Source organism: Niallia sp. FSL K6-0212 (assembly GCF_038007605.1).
GTDB lineage: Bacteria > Bacillota > Bacilli > Bacillales > Cytobacillaceae > Niallia > Niallia circulans.
Genome location: NZ_JBBOXL010000001.1, coordinates 2,699,983 through 2,719,223 on the forward strand (window position 1 = coordinate 2,699,983; position 19,241 = coordinate 2,719,223).

Annotated in this window: 11 protein-coding genes; 5 read left to right on the forward strand and 6 right to left on the reverse strand. The window is 33.7% G+C overall.

What is annotated here, in order from left to right:
• Nucleotides 1-8: 8 nt before the first annotated feature.
• The 3 genes from MHH96_RS12785 to MHH96_RS12795 form a co-directional block, all read right to left on the reverse strand.
• Nucleotides 9-1,166 (reverse strand): response regulator transcription factor, encoded by a 1,158-nt coding sequence (locus tag MHH96_RS12785; RefSeq protein ID WP_061800237.1) that lies wholly within the window; start codon nt 1,164-1,166, stop codon nt 9-11.
• 50 nt (nt 1,167-1,216) lie between these two features.
• Complete coding sequence (locus tag MHH96_RS12790; RefSeq protein ID WP_061800235.1) at nt 1,217-2,968, reverse strand: cache domain-containing sensor histidine kinase; 1,752 nt, start codon at nt 2,966-2,968, stop codon at nt 1,217-1,219.
• A 458-nt stretch (nt 2,969-3,426) separates the two neighbouring features.
• Entirely contained in the window at nt 3,427-4,338 is a 912-nt protein-coding gene (locus tag MHH96_RS12795; protein ID WP_016204111.1) for a LysR family transcriptional regulator, read from the reverse strand.
• Between the two features lie 147 nt (nt 4,339-4,485).
• On the opposite strand from MHH96_RS12795, the gene gdhA reads away from it, so the two are divergent.
• The 3 genes from gdhA to ggt all read left to right on the forward strand — a co-directional run bounded on the left by gdhA (nt 4,486) and on the right by ggt (nt 9,028).
• The gene (gene gdhA / locus MHH96_RS12800; protein WP_061800233.1) at nt 4,486-5,868 is read left to right on the forward strand and encodes an NADP-specific glutamate dehydrogenase; all 1,383 of its coding nucleotides are present in this window, start codon (nt 4,486-4,488) and stop codon (nt 5,866-5,868) included.
• Nucleotides 5,869-6,218: 350 nt separating this feature from the next.
• Nucleotides 6,219-7,451, forward strand: a complete 1,233-nt coding sequence (locus MHH96_RS12805; protein WP_061800232.1) for an MFS transporter — start codon at nt 6,219-6,221, stop codon at nt 7,449-7,451.
• Entirely contained in the window at nt 7,448-9,028 is a 1,581-nt protein-coding gene (ggt, locus tag MHH96_RS12810) for a gamma-glutamyltransferase (RefSeq protein ID WP_341117520.1), read from the forward strand. Before MHH96_RS12805 ends, ggt begins: the two co-directional genes overlap by 4 nt.
• A 240-nt stretch (nt 9,029-9,268) precedes the next feature.
• On the opposite strand, the gene MHH96_RS12815 is transcribed toward ggt, so the two are convergent.
• A complete protein-coding gene (locus tag MHH96_RS12815; RefSeq protein WP_341117521.1) occupies nt 9,269-11,323 on the reverse strand; it encodes a methyl-accepting chemotaxis protein in 2,055 nt (684 codons plus the stop codon).
• 713 nt (nt 11,324-12,036) lie between these two features.
• Here MHH96_RS12815 and MHH96_RS12820 point away from each other — a divergent pair.
• The gene (locus tag MHH96_RS12820) at nt 12,037-14,844 is read left to right on the forward strand and encodes a DEAD/DEAH box helicase (protein ID WP_047941445.1); all 2,808 of its coding nucleotides are present in this window, start codon (nt 12,037-12,039) and stop codon (nt 14,842-14,844) included.
• 31 nt (nt 14,845-14,875) lie between these two features.
• Here MHH96_RS12820 and MHH96_RS12825 read toward each other — a convergent pair whose 3' ends face one another.
• Nucleotides 14,876-15,271: a (deoxy)nucleoside triphosphate pyrophosphohydrolase gene (locus tag MHH96_RS12825; protein WP_047941446.1), complete on the reverse strand. Its 396-nt coding sequence runs from the start codon at nt 15,269-15,271 to the stop codon at nt 14,876-14,878.
• A 367-nt stretch (nt 15,272-15,638) separates the two neighbouring features.
• Between MHH96_RS12825 and MHH96_RS12830 the strand changes: the two genes are divergently transcribed.
• Nucleotides 15,639-17,078 (forward strand): glycoside hydrolase family 1 protein, encoded by a 1,440-nt coding sequence (locus MHH96_RS12830; RefSeq protein WP_047941447.1) that lies wholly within the window; start codon nt 15,639-15,641, stop codon nt 17,076-17,078.
• A gap of 462 nt (nt 17,079-17,540) precedes the next feature.
• Here the strand turns inward: MHH96_RS12830 and MHH96_RS12835 are convergent, their stop codons facing one another.
• Complete coding sequence (locus MHH96_RS12835) at nt 17,541-18,608, reverse strand: saccharopine dehydrogenase NADP-binding domain-containing protein (RefSeq protein ID WP_047941448.1); 1,068 nt, start codon at nt 18,606-18,608, stop codon at nt 17,541-17,543.
• Between the last annotated feature and the right edge of the window lie 633 nt (nt 18,609-19,241).

Sequence of the window (19,241 nt, forward strand, 5' to 3'; positions counted from 1 at the left end):
GGTGGTATCTACTTTGCGTCCAACGTTTTTTGACAGTTTCTGTACTCAAATGGCGTTAAGCCAACCATTTTTTTAAATAATTTTGAAAAGTACTTTTCATCTTGATAACCGAGTAATAAAGCAATTGCATAAATGTTTTCATCTTTTTCCCGAAGCAAGTATTTAGCTCTCTCGATTCTCAGTTTCATAATATATTTGGATAAAGGCATGCCTGTTTGCTGTTTGAATTTTCTAGAGATATGCTCGCGACTTAAGAAAAATCGATTAGAAAGTTTTTCTAAACTTAATTCTTCCATATAATAAGTATCCACATATGAAACAATATCCTGCATTCGCTTGGCATCGTCTATATCATTTAAACGGTGAATCGTCCGGTAATTTTGTTCTTCCACTGCCTTTTGCATCGATTGATAAGACTCATGGATTTTTCCTAACGATAGAAGGGACATTCCATTTACGATTCGGATAGGGATATCGAATTGCTGAATAATCCATTCTTCAACAGACAGCCATTGTTGGCTAGTGGTAATTACTAAGCAAAGGCTATGATCATGTTGAAGGGTAAAAGCATTTCCTATTCCTTTTTCGATAAGTTGATCGGCAAGTAATTGGATATATGGCTCAGAATGGTGCATCTGATAAAAAGAAATAAGCGTTAGTTCATACTCAACTGTATCGGGAAGACTAGAAGCAAGCTCTATTAAGTCAAATTCTTCTCCCATACAGGCTTGTGTAGCCAATTGATTCAAGCGCAGTCTTTTGGCGTCTTCTAAAACACCTGCATCTTTATTCTCGGTTATCCATGATTGTACTGCTTTTGATAGAGTATTGTTTAAAGATTCAGCTTCAATCGGTTTTAATAAATAATCAAAGCTGCTGCACTGGATTGCTTTTCGCATATAGGTATAATCGTCAAATCCTGTAATCAGAATAACCTTACCAGGATAGGAAATGGAATCTAGCCACTCAATTATTTCTATTCCATCCATTTTCGGCATCTTCACATCTGTAAAGATAATTTCTGGTTTTTGTTTTTTGATGATTTTTATTGCTTCTTCTCCATTGCTAGCTTCTAAGATGGTCGTAATTCCGTGTTTTTTCCATTCACCAATATAGCGAATAACATATCGTACATTAATTTCGTCGTCTATAATAAGAACTTTCAAATTGAATGAGCCTCCTCGAAAAGAATGGTTCGCAATGATGAACCATCTATTTAATTTTGCATCGGGATATATAGCTTTACGATAAATCCTTGTCTCTCGTTTGTAGCTATCTCTAAACCTGCTTTTGATTCGTAGTTTAGAAGAAGACGGTCATGTATATTTTTTAAACCAATATGCTCGTGAGAAAATTCGCCAGCATAAGGAGCACGATAGATATTACTCCTTATAGTCTCCAGCTCTTCTGCTGATAAACTTGAGTAGTCATTTTCAACAATTAGATATAAAAAATCCTCTTTAATTTCGCCTGTTATGTTTAAAGAAGAATCAAAATAGCCTTGTTCATAGCAATGTTTAAAATAGTTCTCTACTAGTGGTTGGAGTATCATACTAGGGATTTTTATCCCTTGGATTGCTTCACTTATCTGAATAGAGTAGTTTAGCTTACTGCCAAAACGTTCCCGTTGCAGTGTTAAGTATGCTTTTATATAATCCAGTTCTTCACGAATTAGAACCCACTGATCTGCTCGGATAGAGTATCTCATCATTTTTGATAAGGATGTTACAAGCTGATAGATTTTAGGAGAGTTATTTTGCAGCGCAACTGCTCCAATGGATTGAAGAGCATTAAATAGAAAGTGAGGATTCACTTGAGATTTAAGTGCTCGTAATTGATTTTTTCTATTCTCAATCTCCAATTTGTATTCCCGATCAATATGGAGATTTATACGCTCCAACATTTCTTTCATATGCTTTTCTAGATGACCAATTTCGTCTTCGCGGTTGTCGGTAAAAGGAATATTTAAATTTCCTCCTTTAATAGAAAGCACCTTTTGGCTGAGCACTTTAATAGGACGTGATATATAATAGGCAAGGATGCTGATCATTAATAGTCCTAGTACCCCCACCCCTATCCCAACCAGTATGTTGGTGTAAGCGGTTTGTCTAGCATCATAAAATAATCTATCACTAGGTGTCACCTTTACGATTTTCCACTGATGAAGTGGTTTTGATAATGTTTTAGATAAGATAATATCATTGCTTTTATCCTGGCTGGCATGAAGGAATTTCTCATCTGCTGTTTTTCCTATTAGGGAATGAACATTTGTATACATTACAATATCATGTTCATTAAGAAGATAAATGGAATCACCTTTCTCCTGTAATAGATTCCTGCAAATCTGTGCATACTTGTCTAGATCCATATCAATTGTAATAACCCCAAGAAATTCTTTGGATAGAGGATCCAATATTTTATGATGGATAGTCATAACCTCTGTTTTGTCTGATTCAGGTATAATCGCGGCATTATTATAGTTTCCAATCGTATGGGGAGGCTCTATTAAAAAACGTGAATTTGAATGAATCAGCTCTTGCATGGAGTCTAGCTTCATAAAATCATTTTGCGGTTTTCTTGCGCTGATCATCCCATTATAAATAGTGAATGATTCTTTATTCTTATCCAAATAAAAACGAATTTGGCGGATTTCGGAACGCATCAGGAAAAAAGTTTCAATATTTTCTTCCATAGCAATTGGATTAAAATAAATGGAATCTTCATAGCCATTAGTGAAAATCCGAAAAAAGTCTGGATTTCTATATAAAATATAGGGAAGGTTAATCATATCGTTAAAATATTGTTCTAGTTCTTTGGATAATTTATCTAATTGTTCTTTGCTGTTTTGCAGTTCATGCTGTTCGACACTATCCTTTGTATATCCATAAATAATTAAAACCGTTAAAAAATAGGGCAGGATAATGAAAGCAAGAAGCATAAAAAATAAACGGCTTTGAATGCTTTTCATATTAAGAAGTTCCTTTCTTTCCATTAATATCATTATCTAGCCTTAAAAAAATTTAGTAGTACTCAATAAACCATTTCTTTAAATCTAAATCTTTTTTTACAAATAAGTCAATATACATAGATGGAAAGAAAGCTAGGAGATATTTTTGGCGTTATATCCATTAAACCGCTGAATGGCATCGCTTACTAATGATAGTGGAAACGATAACAAAAAGAACAAAATTGAATCGATGGCACTAGGGACTATATCTTCATTACGAAATTTAGGTAATTATCATTAAATATTGTCATACTATCTATTATTTCGTTACATTCAAGTCAAAATAAGGAAAATTAAATGTTCATTTATGAGATTGGATAACTAAGGAGCATCTTCCGTTTGCATTTTGGGATGTTAATTGCTGATTTAATGTAAAAAGAGTGTCACAGCTGATATGCTTTGACACCCTTTTTGGCTGTTTACTTTTTAAACTCATTCAATCTTTCGTATGTCTCTAAGAGAAATTGGTAAAATAGTGATTCTGTTGGAAGTAGTTTGCGATGACTTGGATAAATAACCCCAACGGTTCTCGTCAGATTAACATCTGAAAGGGGAATGACGCAAGTAGAACGTGGTGTGTTATCCACCAATGTCATTTCTGGCATCAAGGCTACTCCTAACCCGGCAGATACTAATCCTTTCAGTGCATCTATGTCTTTTCCTTCAAATGCAATCTGTGGAGAAAATCCTGCATCATGACATGCTTTAACCACTTGGTCCCTGAATACGAATCCTTCTGGTAAGACACAGAAGGGATCATTCTTTAAATCTTTTAGCTGTAACTCTTTTTGATTGCTCAATGGATGATGAAGAGGAAGTAGGGCAACAATATTTTCTGTAAATAATGTAGCACCGTTAATTTTATCCTCCTTTTCTCGGTTTGGCATTGGCGCAATCATTGCCAAATTAAATTCTCCATTAATAACTCCATCGATAAGGTCATAATACAGGGCGTTGCTCATATGGAATTTTGCTTCTGGATATCGGGTACGAAAAGAATAGATGATAGAGGGAAGCGTATGAGCAGCCATACTGATAGGAAAGGCAATTCTAACTGTCCCTTTTTCCGGATCAAGGGATTCCTCCACTTCTCTTTTGGCGTCTTCCATCATACTCCATATTTGTTTCATTCGCTCAAAAAAAACTCTTCCAAGGGGTGTTAACTTCACGCTTCTTCCTTCACGGATAAAAAGCTCGACCCCTAATTCTGCTTCTAAATTGAAAATTTGTCGACTTACAGAGGATTGGGCCACATGCAAAGCATCGGCAGCTTCTGTAATATGTTCCCTTTTGGCAGCTTCCAAAAAATACTGTATTTGTCTTATTTCCATGTCTGCACTCTTTTCCATTCATGCGTTTAACGCATGAATTCAATCCGAAATTAGTATTGTACCTATTAATTATAAAATTATAAAATAAAAACAACTTTTAGAAAAGAGAATATTCTAACATTAATTTATTATAGGGGCTGAAAAAGGATGAAAGTGCTGGATAAAAAAGAAGAATTTCAAACACAAACGGTGAAAGATTACATTAATCAATTAATAAATCAAGTGAAAGAACGTAATCCTCACGAAAAGGAGTTCCAGCAGGCAGTTAAAGAAGTCCTCGATTCTTTAGTTCCTGTACTTGAAAAAAATCCAACATATATTAAACATGCTGTATTAGAAAGAATGCTTGAGCCAGATCGACTAATTAGCTTTAAAGTCCCTTGGGTAGACGATAATGGAAATATAAAAGTAAACCGCGGCTATCGTGTCCAATTTAATAATGCAATTGGACCATATAAAGGAGGACTAAGATTTCATTCTTCTGTTAATGCCAGTATTATTAAATTTCTTGGATTTGAGCAAATCTTTAAAAACTCATTAACCGGTCAGCCCATAGGCGGCGGAAAGGGCGGTTCTGACTTTGATCCGAAGGGGAAATCCGATTTCGAAATAATGCGTTTTTGTCAAAGCTTTATGACTGAACTTAGTAAGCATATCGGTCCGGATATCGATGTGCCTGCTGGAGATATCGGAGTAGGAGCAAGAGAAATTGGCTATATGTTTGGACAATATAAACGATTAAAAGGTGCTTATGAAGCAGGTGTCTTAACTGGAAAAGGAATCGGATATGGTGGAAGCTTAGGGAGAAAAGAAGCAACTGGATATGGCTTAGTGTACTTTGTGGAAGAAATGCTGAAAAGTCAGGGACTAGGTTTTGAAGACAATACGGTAGTAGTTTCTGGTTCGGGAAATGTATCGATTTATGCGATGGAGAAAGCGATACAGTTAGGGGCTAAAGTGATTGCTTGCAGCGATTCCGGCGGTTATGTGTATGATCCAAATGGAATAAACCTTGATACAGTGAAACAATTAAAAGAAGTGGAAAACAAAAGAATCTATGAATATGTGAATAGACATCCTGATGCTATCTACGAAGAAGGATACACAGGTATTTGGACGATTCCATGTGATATTGCCCTGCCATGTGCAACACAAAATGAACTGAATAAAGAATCAGCTGAAAAATTAATTGCCAATGGAGTAAAAGCAATAGGCGAGGGGGCAAATATGCCTTCTACTCTTGAAGCAGTCGATACCTTTATCGAGCATAAAGTATTATTTGCACCTGCCAAAGCAGCAAATGCAGGCGGGGTGGCAGTCTCCGCTTTAGAAATGGCCCAAAATAGTGCACGAATAGCTTGGACGCAAGAAGAGGTAGACAAGAAGTTACAAGCAATTATGAAAAATATTTATAGTAAAAGTATCCAAGCATCTGAGGAGTATGCAGCGAAAGGAAACCTAGTTGCAGGTGCTAATATAGCAGGTTTCATTAAAGTAGCGGATGCTATGATAGAACAAGGGATTATATAAGAAATTTCACATAGAATGTTATTTTATAGAGTTTAGAGGAGAGAATCAGTATGTTGCTGCTTCTCTTTTTTTATTGAAAAATCCTACTTGGATAAGGATTTATATGTTGGTTCTTTAGGAGAGAGGAAAATCTACATAAACTTATTGTTTTCATTTTCGTTTGGAAACCTATAAGTCTCTATGGAGAACTTTATGGAATTGATTGCTATTATTATTACAACAATACGAAAGGTTTTAATTGAAAATTTTTTCTTATTGAAAAAATCGTGTGAGACTTTCTGACAAGAAACAGATTTTATTATTTTACTCATGTTACAATTGTCCCAACATTCAGAAAAGGAGATTGCAATATGAAAAAATCACATCCTATCCTTGTTATCTTTTTATTCTTTTTAGGCTGGGTATTTATGTATGCAGATCGTAATATTCTATCACCAGTCATGGGAAGCATTGGAGAAGAATGGAACTTAAACCAAACCGAACTAGGGTTAATGGCTACAGTATTTTTTGCTGCCTATGCTTTTATGCAAATCCCTACTGGCTTTTTGGCAGATAAATTTGGGCGAGTAAAGGTGTTAGTAATTGGCTTTATCGTTTTTGGCGTTGGTACCTATTTAAGTGGTGCTTCCACGACGTTTGCGATGTTTTTAATTATGAGAGCAATTACTGGTTTAGGAGAAGGTACTTATTATGGTTCACAGTATGGTATCTCTTCTACGATAACCCCAAAGAAATATCGCGGCTTAGTATCAGCCATTATTAACAGTGGAATGGCTTTTGGTATTTCGTTAGGATTTATGTCGTCCAGTTATTTTACCTACACATTAAATAAAGGCTGGCAGTTTCCGTTTTATGTTTTTGCAATCCCTACCGTTTTGGTTGCTATTTTAATAGGCATATTTGTTCGTGACAATTCACATAAGGAGAAGAAAGTAGAATCTGAATATGAAAAAGTCGAGATGAAGAAAATTTTCACTAAAAATCATATTTTTGTATATATCTTAATCTTTTGTTCCTTATATGGTTTTTTCGGTATGCTGACATGGCTTCCTTATTACTTACAAACAGCAAGAGACATTGAGGCCTCCCAAACTGGGATTATTTCTTCTTTAGTGCCTTGGGCTTCCATTCCAGGTGCTATTCTATTTGGCTTCTTGTCTGATCGCATTAAAAGTAAAAAGCCGCTCATTATCGCGCTGGCATTAGCTGGAGCAATTTGTCAATTTGCAATTCCTTATACAGACAATTATTCCTTGCTGATTGTCGGATTATGTTTATATGGTTTGCTTGGAAAATTAGCGCTGGATCCAGTATTAATTTCATATATGGCAGATATTACTCCAAAGTCTATGTATTCAAGAGTTTATGGATTCTTTAACTTTAGCGGGATGCTTTCTTCTATATTTGCTCCATATATTACGGGGTATTTCGCTGATAAAACTGGCAGTCTAGAATTCGGATTTTATCTAGCCGGCGGGTTATTAATCATTGGTGCCATATTGTTTATATTTACAAGCGATAAAGGGAAAGAAGACAATAAAGCAGCGATTAATGTTGGACTTAAGGAGGAAATAGTAAGTTGAATAAAGTAATAGTAGGCACAGAATCAATGATTGTAAGTCCACATTATTTAGCTTCACAAGCAGGTGAACAAATTCTCCAAAAGGGAGGCAATGCATTTGATGCTGCTGTTGCTGTGAGTGCTTGCTTAGCTGTAGTATATCCGCATATGACTGGTCTTGGGGGAGATTCTTTTTGGCTGACTTATAAGGAAAAGACAGGGAAAGTGCGTACTTATAATGGAAGTGGGAAGTCAGGAGCGGCTGTTACAAGAGAAATGTTTAAGGGAAAAGAGAGCATTCCTTTTCGAGGAATAGAAAGTGTTCTAACTGTTCCTGGCATGGTGGATAGCTGGGATGCTATCTTAAAAGAATATGGAAGCATGACTCTTGCAGAAGTCTTACAGCCTGCTATTGAATATGCAGAAAAGGGATTTCCTCTTTCTAATGATCAATATGAAAATACGGTGAAAAATGAGGGACTTTTAAGAAATATAGAAGAAACTGCGGCTGTTTTTCTGCCAGATGGAAAGGTTCCAGAAAAATTTTCTCGGTTTGTGCAAAAGAATTTAGCGAACACGTTAAAACAATTAGGAGCGAATGGAAGAGATGATTTTTATAAAGGAGAACTGGCCAACAGAATTATTTCTGGTTTGCAGAAAAAAGGCAGCTATTTAACAATAGCAGATTTTGCCGCACATAAAGGGGAATGGAGTGAACCGCTTGCTAGTACCTATCGCTCTTATACTATGTATCAGGCTCCTCCCAATTCACAAGGCTTTGTGGGACTCATGATTTTAAATATATTAGAAAATTTCGATTTTTCATCCATTCCGTATGAATCCTATGAATATTATCAGCTAATAATAGAAGCAGTGAAACGAAGCTTTCAAGACCGGAATGAGCATCTGACAGATCCGACATTTCATGACATTCCATTAGAGCAGCTATTAAGCAAAAAGTATGCAAAGGAGATGGCGGATTCCATCTCATTAGAATATACAGCAGATTATACTTCGCGCCCTGTTGGAAGCGATACAGCCCATGCCGCTGTTGTGGATAAAGATGGGAATGCTGTTTCTTTTATTCAAAGTCTATATTTTGAATTTGGTTCTGGTGTGGTTGCAGGAGATACGGGGATTACTATGCAAAATAGAGGGTCATTTTTCTCACTTGATCCTAATCATGTCAATACATTGGAGCCAAATAAGCGGACATTCCATACTTTGATGCCTGCCATGGCTTTTAAAGAGAATAAACCATATGTGTTGTATGGTACACAAGGCGGGGAAGGCCAGCCGCAGACACAAACTTTGATGATTACTAGAATGCTTGAATATGGACTTGATCCCCAAAGAGCAATAAGTGAGCCACGATTTGTATGGGGGCGTACATGGGGAGAAAAAACCGAAGAGCTAAAAATAGAAAACCGTATTTCGGCAAATGTTTTGGAAAAGCTGCAAAAGGCTGGTCATACCGTAAACCGAGTAGAAGCATTTGACGGAATTATGGGGCATGCAAATGCTATTTTGATCGATGAACAAGGATTTTTATATGGTGGTGTCGACCCAAGAAGTGATGGAGCTGCCATAGGAAAATAAATAATCAAGAGTTCATGACTAAGAGTGAACTTCTGCTAGAAGTTGGCTCTTTTTTATGGAAAAAAGTTATACCATTCATTCCAATCTGCCCTAGTCTAGCAAACTTAGAGTTTAGAAGGAAAATTTTGAATTTTATTGATCTTATTTTTTATAGTAAAATCTTGTTGATGATCGCTAGGATAGGTTGCGAAATTATAGGATAAAAAAGAAAGGATGCCGTTTTGATCTCGGCATCCATTTTTATTCTGTTTTGAACCTTGCTATTTCAGCTTCTGTTGTCTCAATCAATGTAGTGAGAGAATCAGCATATTGTTTCACTTCATCTGTAGAAGCAGATTGTTCTTCCATAGAAGATAAGATTACTTCTGTAGAAGCAGTTGTTTCTTCTGAGGAAGCAGAGATTTCATTAATCATGCCACCTACCACATCTTTTTGCACATCGATTTCATGGATTGCATGATTCGCTACTTGAATATCTTCCACAATTTTTTCTAAAGAATTAGTGATTTGATTAATGGAATCAGTAACGTTATTTACCGCATCTTTTTGCTGTTCACTAATCGTATTTGTTTCCTTCATCATTGTTACAGCTTGAGCAGTATCTTGGATAACAGAGTAAATAATATTTTGAATATGTTCAGCAGATTCCTTCGATTGTTCTGCTAAATTTCGTACTTCATTTGCTACTACTGCAAAACCACGTCCGTGTTCACCAGCACGTGCAGCCTCGATACTTGCATTTAAAGATAGTAAGTTAGTCTGTTCAGAAATTTGCTTAATAACCTCAGTAACTTGGGAAATGTTTTTAGATTTATCACTTAAATCATTAACAATGAAAGCAACCTTTGATAATGAGCTTTCTAAATTTTGATACGAACTTTCTAAGTTTGTTACATTTGTTCTTCCAGACCCCACTTCTTGATGGGCATCTTGCAGGGAAAATTCCATATTTTTTGATTGTGCCACCAATCGATTAATTGTTTCATTTAACTCTTGAATGGCCATGGAGCCTTTTTCAACTTCTGAAGATTGCTGGCTATTAGCAGTAGCTATTTCTTCTATTGAGCTTGTAACTTCTGCAATGGAAGCACTATTTTGAGAAGCAATTTCAGTTAAACTTTGGGAAGTCTCCTTCACTTTAGAAAAATCAGTTTGGATTTTTTTCGTCATATGTCGAATATTTACTAACATCGTATTAAAATTTTTAGAAAATTCACCGATTTCATCATCGCTATTAATAGCCAAAGAAACGGTTAAATCCCCTTTGGAAGCTTTTTCTGTTGCTTCATTAAATTTGCGTAAATAGTTAAGAATCATTTTGGAAAGGTAGTAAGCAATTATGATACCAATGATTAAACCACCTGCACTAGTGCCTAATCCAATCCATGTAATACCTTTTAATTTCTTGGAAATCACACTATCTGCTGTCACTGAAACCACTTTCCAACCAGTCTCTTCAATCGTCGAAGAATTTACTTGATAAGAACTACCTTCAAAGGATGCAGTTGTATCCACTGTATCTTTATCGTATAAGGAGTCTACCCAATTAAATTCTCTTTTAAAGGCTGCTTTATCTTTCATTACATCTTCTACATCTTTAATTTTTCCACTCTGTTGAATGGAAAGATTTTTTCCATTTGCGTCCAAGAAGGAAGTGACTACAACCCCTTGATTATCCAAAACCAATAATTTATTTTCTTTTCCTTGTTGTAACTGCTCTCTTAAATCACCAATAGCATCTAATGAAATATCGTATCCTAATACCCCAATAAGCTGACCATTCTTTTTTACTGGTGTGATAACGGAAGTCATCATATCGCCTGTAACATTATCTTTGTAAACTTCCATCCAGTGGGTGGTATCTGCTTCTTTTGTTTCTTTAAATGCTCTCGTATCTAATGCATTCCCAAAATCAACCCATGGAGCAATATCCATTCTGCCTGATTCAGCATCAATAAAATAAGCAGCAACTAGTGATTCATCATGAGACTTTGTATTCTCTAACAATTGAAGAATCGTTTCATTTTCTCCTTTATCGTCATACAAACTGGCAATATGTAAAGAAAGCTCTTCTACTGATTTTTCATGTTTACTTAAAAAGATTTGGATGCTTTTAGCTGAACTAACGGCAGATGCTTCGTTTTCTTCTTTATAAACATTTTTTAAAGTATTGTTAGAATAACCATAGTAGAGAGAAGAAGATCCTAGGATAGTAATTAATAGGGTAAGACCAATAATTCCGATTAATTTAACACGTATTGATTTTTTGCGAGTTGTCTTTTCTTTGTTTCTCATCGTTGAAAATTCCTTTCTTCTTTGACAATAAAACTATTAAGTTGTTTGGCTGATATTCAATTAAAAGATTGATGGAATGGCTGCAGAATTAATCTATTAATCTCGAAGGCATAGTTTTCCTATTAAGAAATGACCATTTGGTATGAAATGAGAAGTATAAAATCACTTCAGGTCAATTGCCTATATTTGTAGATAATTTAGAACCATTTTTGAAAAATCCTTTAATGTTAAAAAAATTCTATTTTATAGAAATATATAGTGCATTACTCCTTTCTATATAATCCACAATCGGAAAAATTAGTTCTATTGTATCAAAAATAAAGAAGCATAATGGGGAAAATTTCACGATTTTTAGTTTGGGACTTTGTTAATGTGATTATACGTAGGGCTGTGGTCTAAAAGAAAGTTAATTAATAAAATTGGAAATATTTTGGTTTATAATTAGAAAGAATTTAATAAAGTTTAGTACTGAAGAGAAAAAATTGAAAATCTCATAGCTTAATTACCATTATCTAGTACAATAATAGTAACGAATTAGTACTATGGAAGGAAAGGAATAGATGGTGCAAGAGATAAAAAGTTTATGTATTTTAAATAAGACTATTTCCATTTAAAAGTACTTTATTATTTTACAAATTTTAACAAGAGAAATTAGTATATGCCAAAAAAATTTGATTAAATCGAACAACTAGACAGGGAGATATTAAGAGCTTATGGACAAAGAACTAATTGTGAATTCAGGTAATGGAAATTTATTAAGTGAATTAGTACAGGCGATTAGAGAGTGTGAAAGATTTTATTTTAGTGTTGCATTTGTTAATTTTAGTGGATTGCAGTTGCTCTTAGATTCATTAAAGGAAGCGGAAAGGAATGGTATAAAAGGGAAGATTATTACGTCTACTTACTTGAATTTTACGGAAGGAAAAGCTTTAAGAAAAATTAATGAATTCAATAATATTGATCTAAAAGTATATGTTACAGATAAAGAAACAGGTTTTCATACGAAGGCATATATATTCGAAAATAAAGAGAACTATAAGGTCATTATTGGTTCATCTAATATAACTCAGAGTGCATTAAAAAGTAATGTAGAATGGAATGTGAAACTTGTCTCTAAGGAGAATACTCCTTTTATCCATAATGTTAAAAAGGAATATGATCATTTATGGGATATAACGACAGATGCTGATTACCAATTTATTGATGACTATGAGAAGTTTGTAAATTCTATTATCAGTTATACTGGCAAAAAGCCTCAGCTTATATATGAACAAAGTGAGTATATCATTCCTAATAGAATGCAAAAAAGAGCAATGGAAAACCTTAATAGACTACGTTCTTTCGGTGAAAAAAGGGCGTTGGTTATTGCTGCTACTGGTACCGGTAAGACTTATATGTCCGCTTTCGATGTAAAACAATATCAGCCAAAACGAATGTTGTTTATTGTACATAGAGAAGAAATATTGAAGAAGGCTAAAGAAACGTTTGAAAAACTATTACCAAATGAGAACTTTAAATTTGGTTTATTAACAGGAAATCATAAAGATAAAAATGCTGATTACATATTTACTACGATCCAGACTTTATCCAAATGCTATAGTGAATTTAGTAAAGATCATTTTGATTACATTATTTTCGATGAAGCGCATCATGCAACTAGTAATAGTTATCAATCGGTCATACAATATTTTGATCCAGAATTTACACTTGGAATGACAGCTACTCCAGAGAGAACAGATAATCAAAATGTTTTTGATCTTTTTGACAATAATGTTGCCATTGAAGTACGACTACATGAGGCGTTAGATGATGAATTAGTTGTTCCTTTTCATTATTTTGGAATCACGGATATAGAAGAAGTTGATTTAAGTGGTGTCGATATTAATGATATTACTGAGATAACGAAAAGATTAAAAGTTAATGAGCGAGTAGATTTTATTATTGAGAAAATGCGCTTTTATCAACATGATGGACAAAAAAGAAAGTGTTTAGGTTTCTGTGCTAGTATAGAACATGCAAGATATATGACAGAAGAATTCAACAAAAGAGGCTATAAAAGTGCATGTTTAACTGGAGAAATGAGTGTTGATCAAAGGGCTCATTATATAAATAAATTAGAAGACGATGCTGATGAATTAGAAGTTATTTTTTCGGTCGATATTTTTAATGAAGGAGTAGATATTCCTACGGTAAATACGGTGTTAATGTTAAGACCAACTAATTCTCCAATTGTATTTATTCAACAATTAGGTAGAGGGTTAAGAAAGTATGAGGGGAAAAGCTTTCTTACAGTATTGGATTTTATCGGAAATCATAATAAAACTTTTTTAATTGCTATCGCTTTAAATGGAAGTAGATATTACGATAAAGAAAGCTTAAAGGTTGCTATTGCAACAAGTTTTGCTAATATACCAGGTAGTACACATATACAAATGGATCGAATTTCTCAAGAAAGAATTCTAGCACAAATTGACAAAGAGAACTTTAATTCTATGAAGTATTTAAAAGAAGAATATTATGAATTTAAGAAGCTTAACAGTGGGAAAACCCCCTACCTTTTAGTGGATTATTTAAAATATGATGGATCACCTGATCCAATCAAATTTATTGATAAAGAAAAAAGTTATCTTCAATTTGTTGCGAAAGTAGAAAAAGATATTAAGCTTAAAGAATTACTATCGGATATTAATTTTGAAAGTGTATTAAAAGAGTTATCCAGTAAACTTCCCCTTAAACGGATATATGAGTTTGTTATATTAAAAAATTTGCTAGAAACAAATGAAATTACTCTAGAAGATGCAAAACAAGAAATTTTGAAGTATGTGGAAAGAGTGGATGACGATAGTATTATACATGCTTTTGAAAATTTAAACCAAAATTATTATGATACTATGCAAAAGAAAGGAAAGCTTCAACTTTGTATCTATGAGAATAATAAATTAGTAAAAACAGAGCCTTTTAAGCGAATATTGGAAAAGGAACCATTTCGAATATATGTAGAAGACTGTATAATGTATGGGATTTTTCGATATGAAAAGGAATTTAAAGAAACGTATTATGGTATCCCACATTTTAAATTATATGAACAATATCAAATGATAGATGCTGCTTTATTATCTAATTATCGCAAAATCCATAGTTCCTTTAGAGGTTCGGGACTTCTAACAAATGGTAATGAGTATTTTCTTTATATAGATCTTCATAAGGAGGAGGATATTAAAGAAAGTATCAATTATAAAGATAAAATAATTGATGAGAGTACCTTCCAATGGCAAACACCAAATAGTACTAGTCAAAGTTCTGATAGAGGAAAAAATATTATTTATAATAAAGAGAGGGGGATACATTTACATTTATTTATTCGTAAATATAAAGAGATAGATGGGAAAACAGAACCTTATATTTATATAGGGAAAGGGAATACCATAGAATTCGAAGGAGATAAACCAATTACTGTGATTATGGAGTTGGAACATACATTACCAACTAGGATTTATAATGAGTTTGTAGTAAAGGTGTAAAAAAATGCTAGGGTGAAGTCCTAGCATTTTTTTATTTTTCATTTATTAATGCTGTCACTGCTGGAATATCTGCAGGCGCCCATTTTAATGAATCTAAATTCTCTCTCTCTAACCATACTAGTTTGGAATGTTCACTAGCAGCTGGTGTTCCATCGATGATTTTAGCTTTAATACAAATTAGCGTAATGATAAATGTATCATATTCATGTGTATGTTCATGGAAAAGTTCGTCTGCTTTTATTATACATCCTAATTCTTCCTTAATTTCTCTCTCAAGTGCAGTATAGATATCCTCCCCTTTTTCGACTTTCCCACCAGGGAATTCCCATCTATTTGGAATAGTCATTTGAGGGGAACGAAGTGCACATAATACTTCATTTTGATGGTTTTCAATAATTCCTGCTACTACATTTACTGTTTTTTTCAATTGATGGATTCCTCCTGAAGAATGTTGTTATAAATTAATAATAGCATATAGTTAGGGATTGATAGTAAATCATTCTTCGCTGTTTAAAAAAGTTGAATTTATTATCTTTGTGATTGGAACCAAAAAGCGATTTAGAATTAGTTTCAGCTCTTCCACTATATATGATGGAATTATAAGTTTTAGGCTAAATATAGGCATTCATATAAAAGTCTATTACCCATGAACTGTCATAATTATTTAATATACAAAAGTTGCCAAAATATGATTATATGTATATACTTATTTTATAATCAACTATACCTTTGATAGTGGAATGTGTATAGTTAAATAATTAATGTTAAGTCTATCGAATAAGGAGTGTAGCCAAATGATTCACCAATCTTTGAAAGCGTTCCCTAGTAACTTCCTTTGGGGTGCTGCATCGGCAGCTTATCAAGTAGAAGGTGCATGGAATGAGGATGGCAAGGGAGTATCCATTTGGGATACGTTTGTTAGAATACCAGGAAAAACATTTAAAGGTACAAATGGAGATATAGCGGTAGATCATTATCATCGTTATAAAGAAGATGTACAGTTAATGGCTGAAATGGGAATGAAGGCATATCGATTTTCTGTTGCTTGGACGCGGATTTTTCCGAATGGAAAAGGAGAGGTAAATCAAGCGGGAATTGACTTTTATAATGATTTAATTGATGAATTAATTAAATATAAAATTGAGCCAGTGCTAACTCTTTATCATTGGGATCTTCCACAAGCATTGCAAGATGAATATGGTGGTTGGGAATCGCGTCAAATTATTGAGGATTTTACGAATTATAGTATTGAATTATTTAAGCAATTTGGAGATCGAGTGAAATATTGGGTAAGTTTAAATGAACAAAATATTTTCACTGGTTTAGGCTATCGAATGGCTGTGCATCCACCTGGAGTAACAGATGAAAAACGATTCTATCAAGTGAACCATCATGCGAATTTAGCGAACGCTAGTGTTATCAAGGCTTTCCGCCAATATGTCCCAAGTGGGAAAATTGGACCTAGCTTTGCTTATTCTCCTGCATATGCTTTAACTTCAAAGCCAGAAGATATTATTGCAGCAGAGAATGCAGAAGAATTAAATAGTCATTGGTGGATGGATATGTATGCTTGGGGCAGATATCCAGAAGCTGCATGGAATTATTTAGAAGCAAATGGATTGGCTCCAGAGGTTGAAGAGGGAGATTTTGAATTATTACGAGAAGGCACTCCAGATTTCATGGGACTTAACTATTATCAAACAACGACCTTTGAGAAAAATCCTTTAGAAGGCGGAGTAGGCAGTGCTGAAATGAACACTACTGGTAAAAAGGGAACTTCGCAGGATTCAGGAATTCCTGGAGTGTTTAAAACAGTCGAAAATCCAAACTTGGAAAGAACGGATTGGGATTGGAATATTGATCCACAAGGATTGCGGATCGCTCTTCGCAGGATTACAAATAGATATCAGCTTCCTATTCTTATTAGTGAAAATGGCTTAGGTGCTTTTGATAAACTAGAAGAAGGCGATATCATCAATGATGATTACCGTATTGATTTTATTCGAGCACATATAAATGCGATGCAAGAAGCTATTACGGATGGTGTAGATCTGCTAGGATATTGTGTGTGGTCTTTTACAGATCTGTTAAGCTGGCTGAATGGCTTCCAAAAACGATATGGTTTTGTCTATATCAATCAGCATGAAGAGGGAACACATGATCTTCGTCGAATCAAGAAGAAGAGCTTTTATTGGTATAAAGAAGTAATTGAATCAAATGGTGAGAATCGCTAGGAAGGTGCAGACCTGCATATATTTGCAGGTTTGCCCTTCTTTTCTTTTCGTATAGATTGCTGCTGTTCGGAAGCGTTTAAAAAAATACAGCTCTTACAGTTTAATTACTCCCCTAAGAATGTTAGAAACATCTCCAGAAACTTCAAGAGAATGGAATCGACCCGTATGTGAATAGAACTTGGAATAAATCACTGGCAGATGTGTATCTTTATTAGCTACACTCAACTGTATGCGATATGTGGATAATGGCTCTTCTTGTTGTTCCATTTCTAATATTTCTTATAACTTGTTTTTGTTACCGTACCCATTTTCTGCATATTGTTACCAACGTCCATATAAACCTTTTTTTCGAATACAGAACTAATCAGAACCTATTAGGTTGTCTACTTTCATTTTCCTAGGTTTGAGATAGTAAAAGAGATCAATAACAACGTTTCTGAGGATGATAACGTAAATTTAATATCATTGTTGTTTTTTGACATCTTCTACTATAATACTAGAGCAATTGGCCATAGATAATAGTTCATCCAAATTTGTAATTTCAAAAGGATAAACCACACCTTTTATATCTGTTTTTAGAGCGATCTTGGCCAATGAAGCTGTAACTATTGCTGTTGTATGATAATCTGAAAAAGTAGATAAGGAAATTGTTCTTATCATTTTTTTATTATCGATATTCCCTTTTACTTCAACGGTAAGAAAAGCATTTTCATTCTTATTAGGTTTGTGTTTTACTACTTTAGAAACCAATTTCTTATTAAGATTTTGAAGTATATTTAAAAGACCAATCTTTCTAAGTAAAGAGACTAATTTATTAAAAGGAATGACATTCCAAGAAGTCCAATAATATATTGGTGCAACTGTCAATTTCTCTTTTATAATCTTTTTCTCTGAATGTTCTATAAGTCTTACCACCTTTTCTTTTGCATGATTTTGAAAATGCATCTTTCTTTTTTTGGTAAATCCCGAAAGGACATTATTTTGAAATTTAACTGGCTGTGCAATTATACTTAACATATCAAAAATTCCAGTAACTCCTGCTTGGGCATTGACATTTTGTAATAATGCTACATTTATTTCTGTTATTTCCTGAAACTCTGCAATAGCTTTTTGTGTGATCAAGCCAGATAAACCAGGGAAAAAACCGGACATGACAACAGAAGCTGTATTATTCTTTTCAGCACGTTGATTTAGTTCCTGCACTGTCTCTACAAAGTCATAAAATGGGGTGACATCAATACACAATATTTTATTTTCTATACAAGTTTTTTGAATAGATGGTGTTTTCTGTTTTAATCCAACAATTACAATATCCACATTACGAATTACTTTTTTTATATTTTCTTCATTATCAACATCTAAATATTGGAATTCTACTCCACTGTTTAATGAGTTTGCTAAATTTTCCCCTCTTTTAATTTTATAATCTGTCACTACTAACTTTATTGAATTATTAAATATTCTCAGTAATTCAGTACAGATTAATTTGCCTAATACTCCAGCAGCTCCAACAACTATAACTTTTTCCACTTTTATACCTTCTCTCTATAAAACTAAGACGACCTTAGCTTATTTCTGTTATAGCTAAATAGACTGTTTTAAAGCTCTTCGTTAAATTAAAAAATCTTTACGTTTATAAATACGAAAGTAGTTAATATATGAAATATGAAGAAGACAAGGGAAACTTATACATTCTTATATTTTTAGATTAATTTTATCATAATATTTTCCAGTGAAAACAGTAGAAATATGGATATATACACTGAAATCTTTATATACATATCTCCATATTTTCATGTGAGAATAATCTATGCGAAAACAGCCTGCTTTTCTTTTAGTCTAATTATCTTTTTATATTTTCTGCTAGACATAAAAATGACAAAAGATGTTCATGGAATCGTCAAAAATCCACTCCATTTTTACCTTAAAAAGAATATATAATGAAACTGCAAAAGATGTATTTCAATTATTTCTTTTGAACACTATGATGAAAAAATCCTTACTCCAATAGAGTGTATCGTCAAGAAGGATAATTTGGGGATATGACTATTCTCATTAGCATAGTGATAAGAGGACTTATGAAATTTATGAACGGATTGTTTATTATGGATTTCCATGTGATTTATTTCACAAAATAATTACCTTACTAGATAAGTCTTGGAG

What these genes read in the sequence shown, in the direction of transcription:
- MHH96_RS12805 (WP_061800232.1), top strand. Translation starts at nt 6,219, where the DNA reads ATGAAAAAATCACATCCTATCCTTGTTATCTTTTTATTCTTTTTAGGC.
- MHH96_RS12795 (WP_016204111.1), bottom strand. Translation starts at nt 4,338, where the DNA reads ATGGAAATAAGACAAATACAGTATTTTTTGGAAGCTGCCAAAAGGGAA.
- gdhA (WP_061800233.1), top strand. Translation starts at nt 4,486, where the DNA reads ATGAAAGTGCTGGATAAAAAAGAAGAATTTCAAACACAAACGGTGAAA.
- MHH96_RS12790 (WP_061800235.1), bottom strand. Translation starts at nt 2,968, where the DNA reads ATGAAAAGCATTCAAAGCCGTTTATTTTTTATGCTTCTTGCTTTCATT.
- MHH96_RS12830 (WP_047941447.1), top strand. Translation starts at nt 15,639, where the DNA reads ATGATTCACCAATCTTTGAAAGCGTTCCCTAGTAACTTCCTTTGGGGT.
- MHH96_RS12815 (WP_341117521.1), bottom strand. Translation starts at nt 11,323, where the DNA reads ATGAGAAACAAAGAAAAGACAACTCGCAAAAAATCAATACGTGTTAAA.
- MHH96_RS12820 (WP_047941445.1), top strand. Translation starts at nt 12,037, where the DNA reads ATGGACAAAGAACTAATTGTGAATTCAGGTAATGGAAATTTATTAAGT.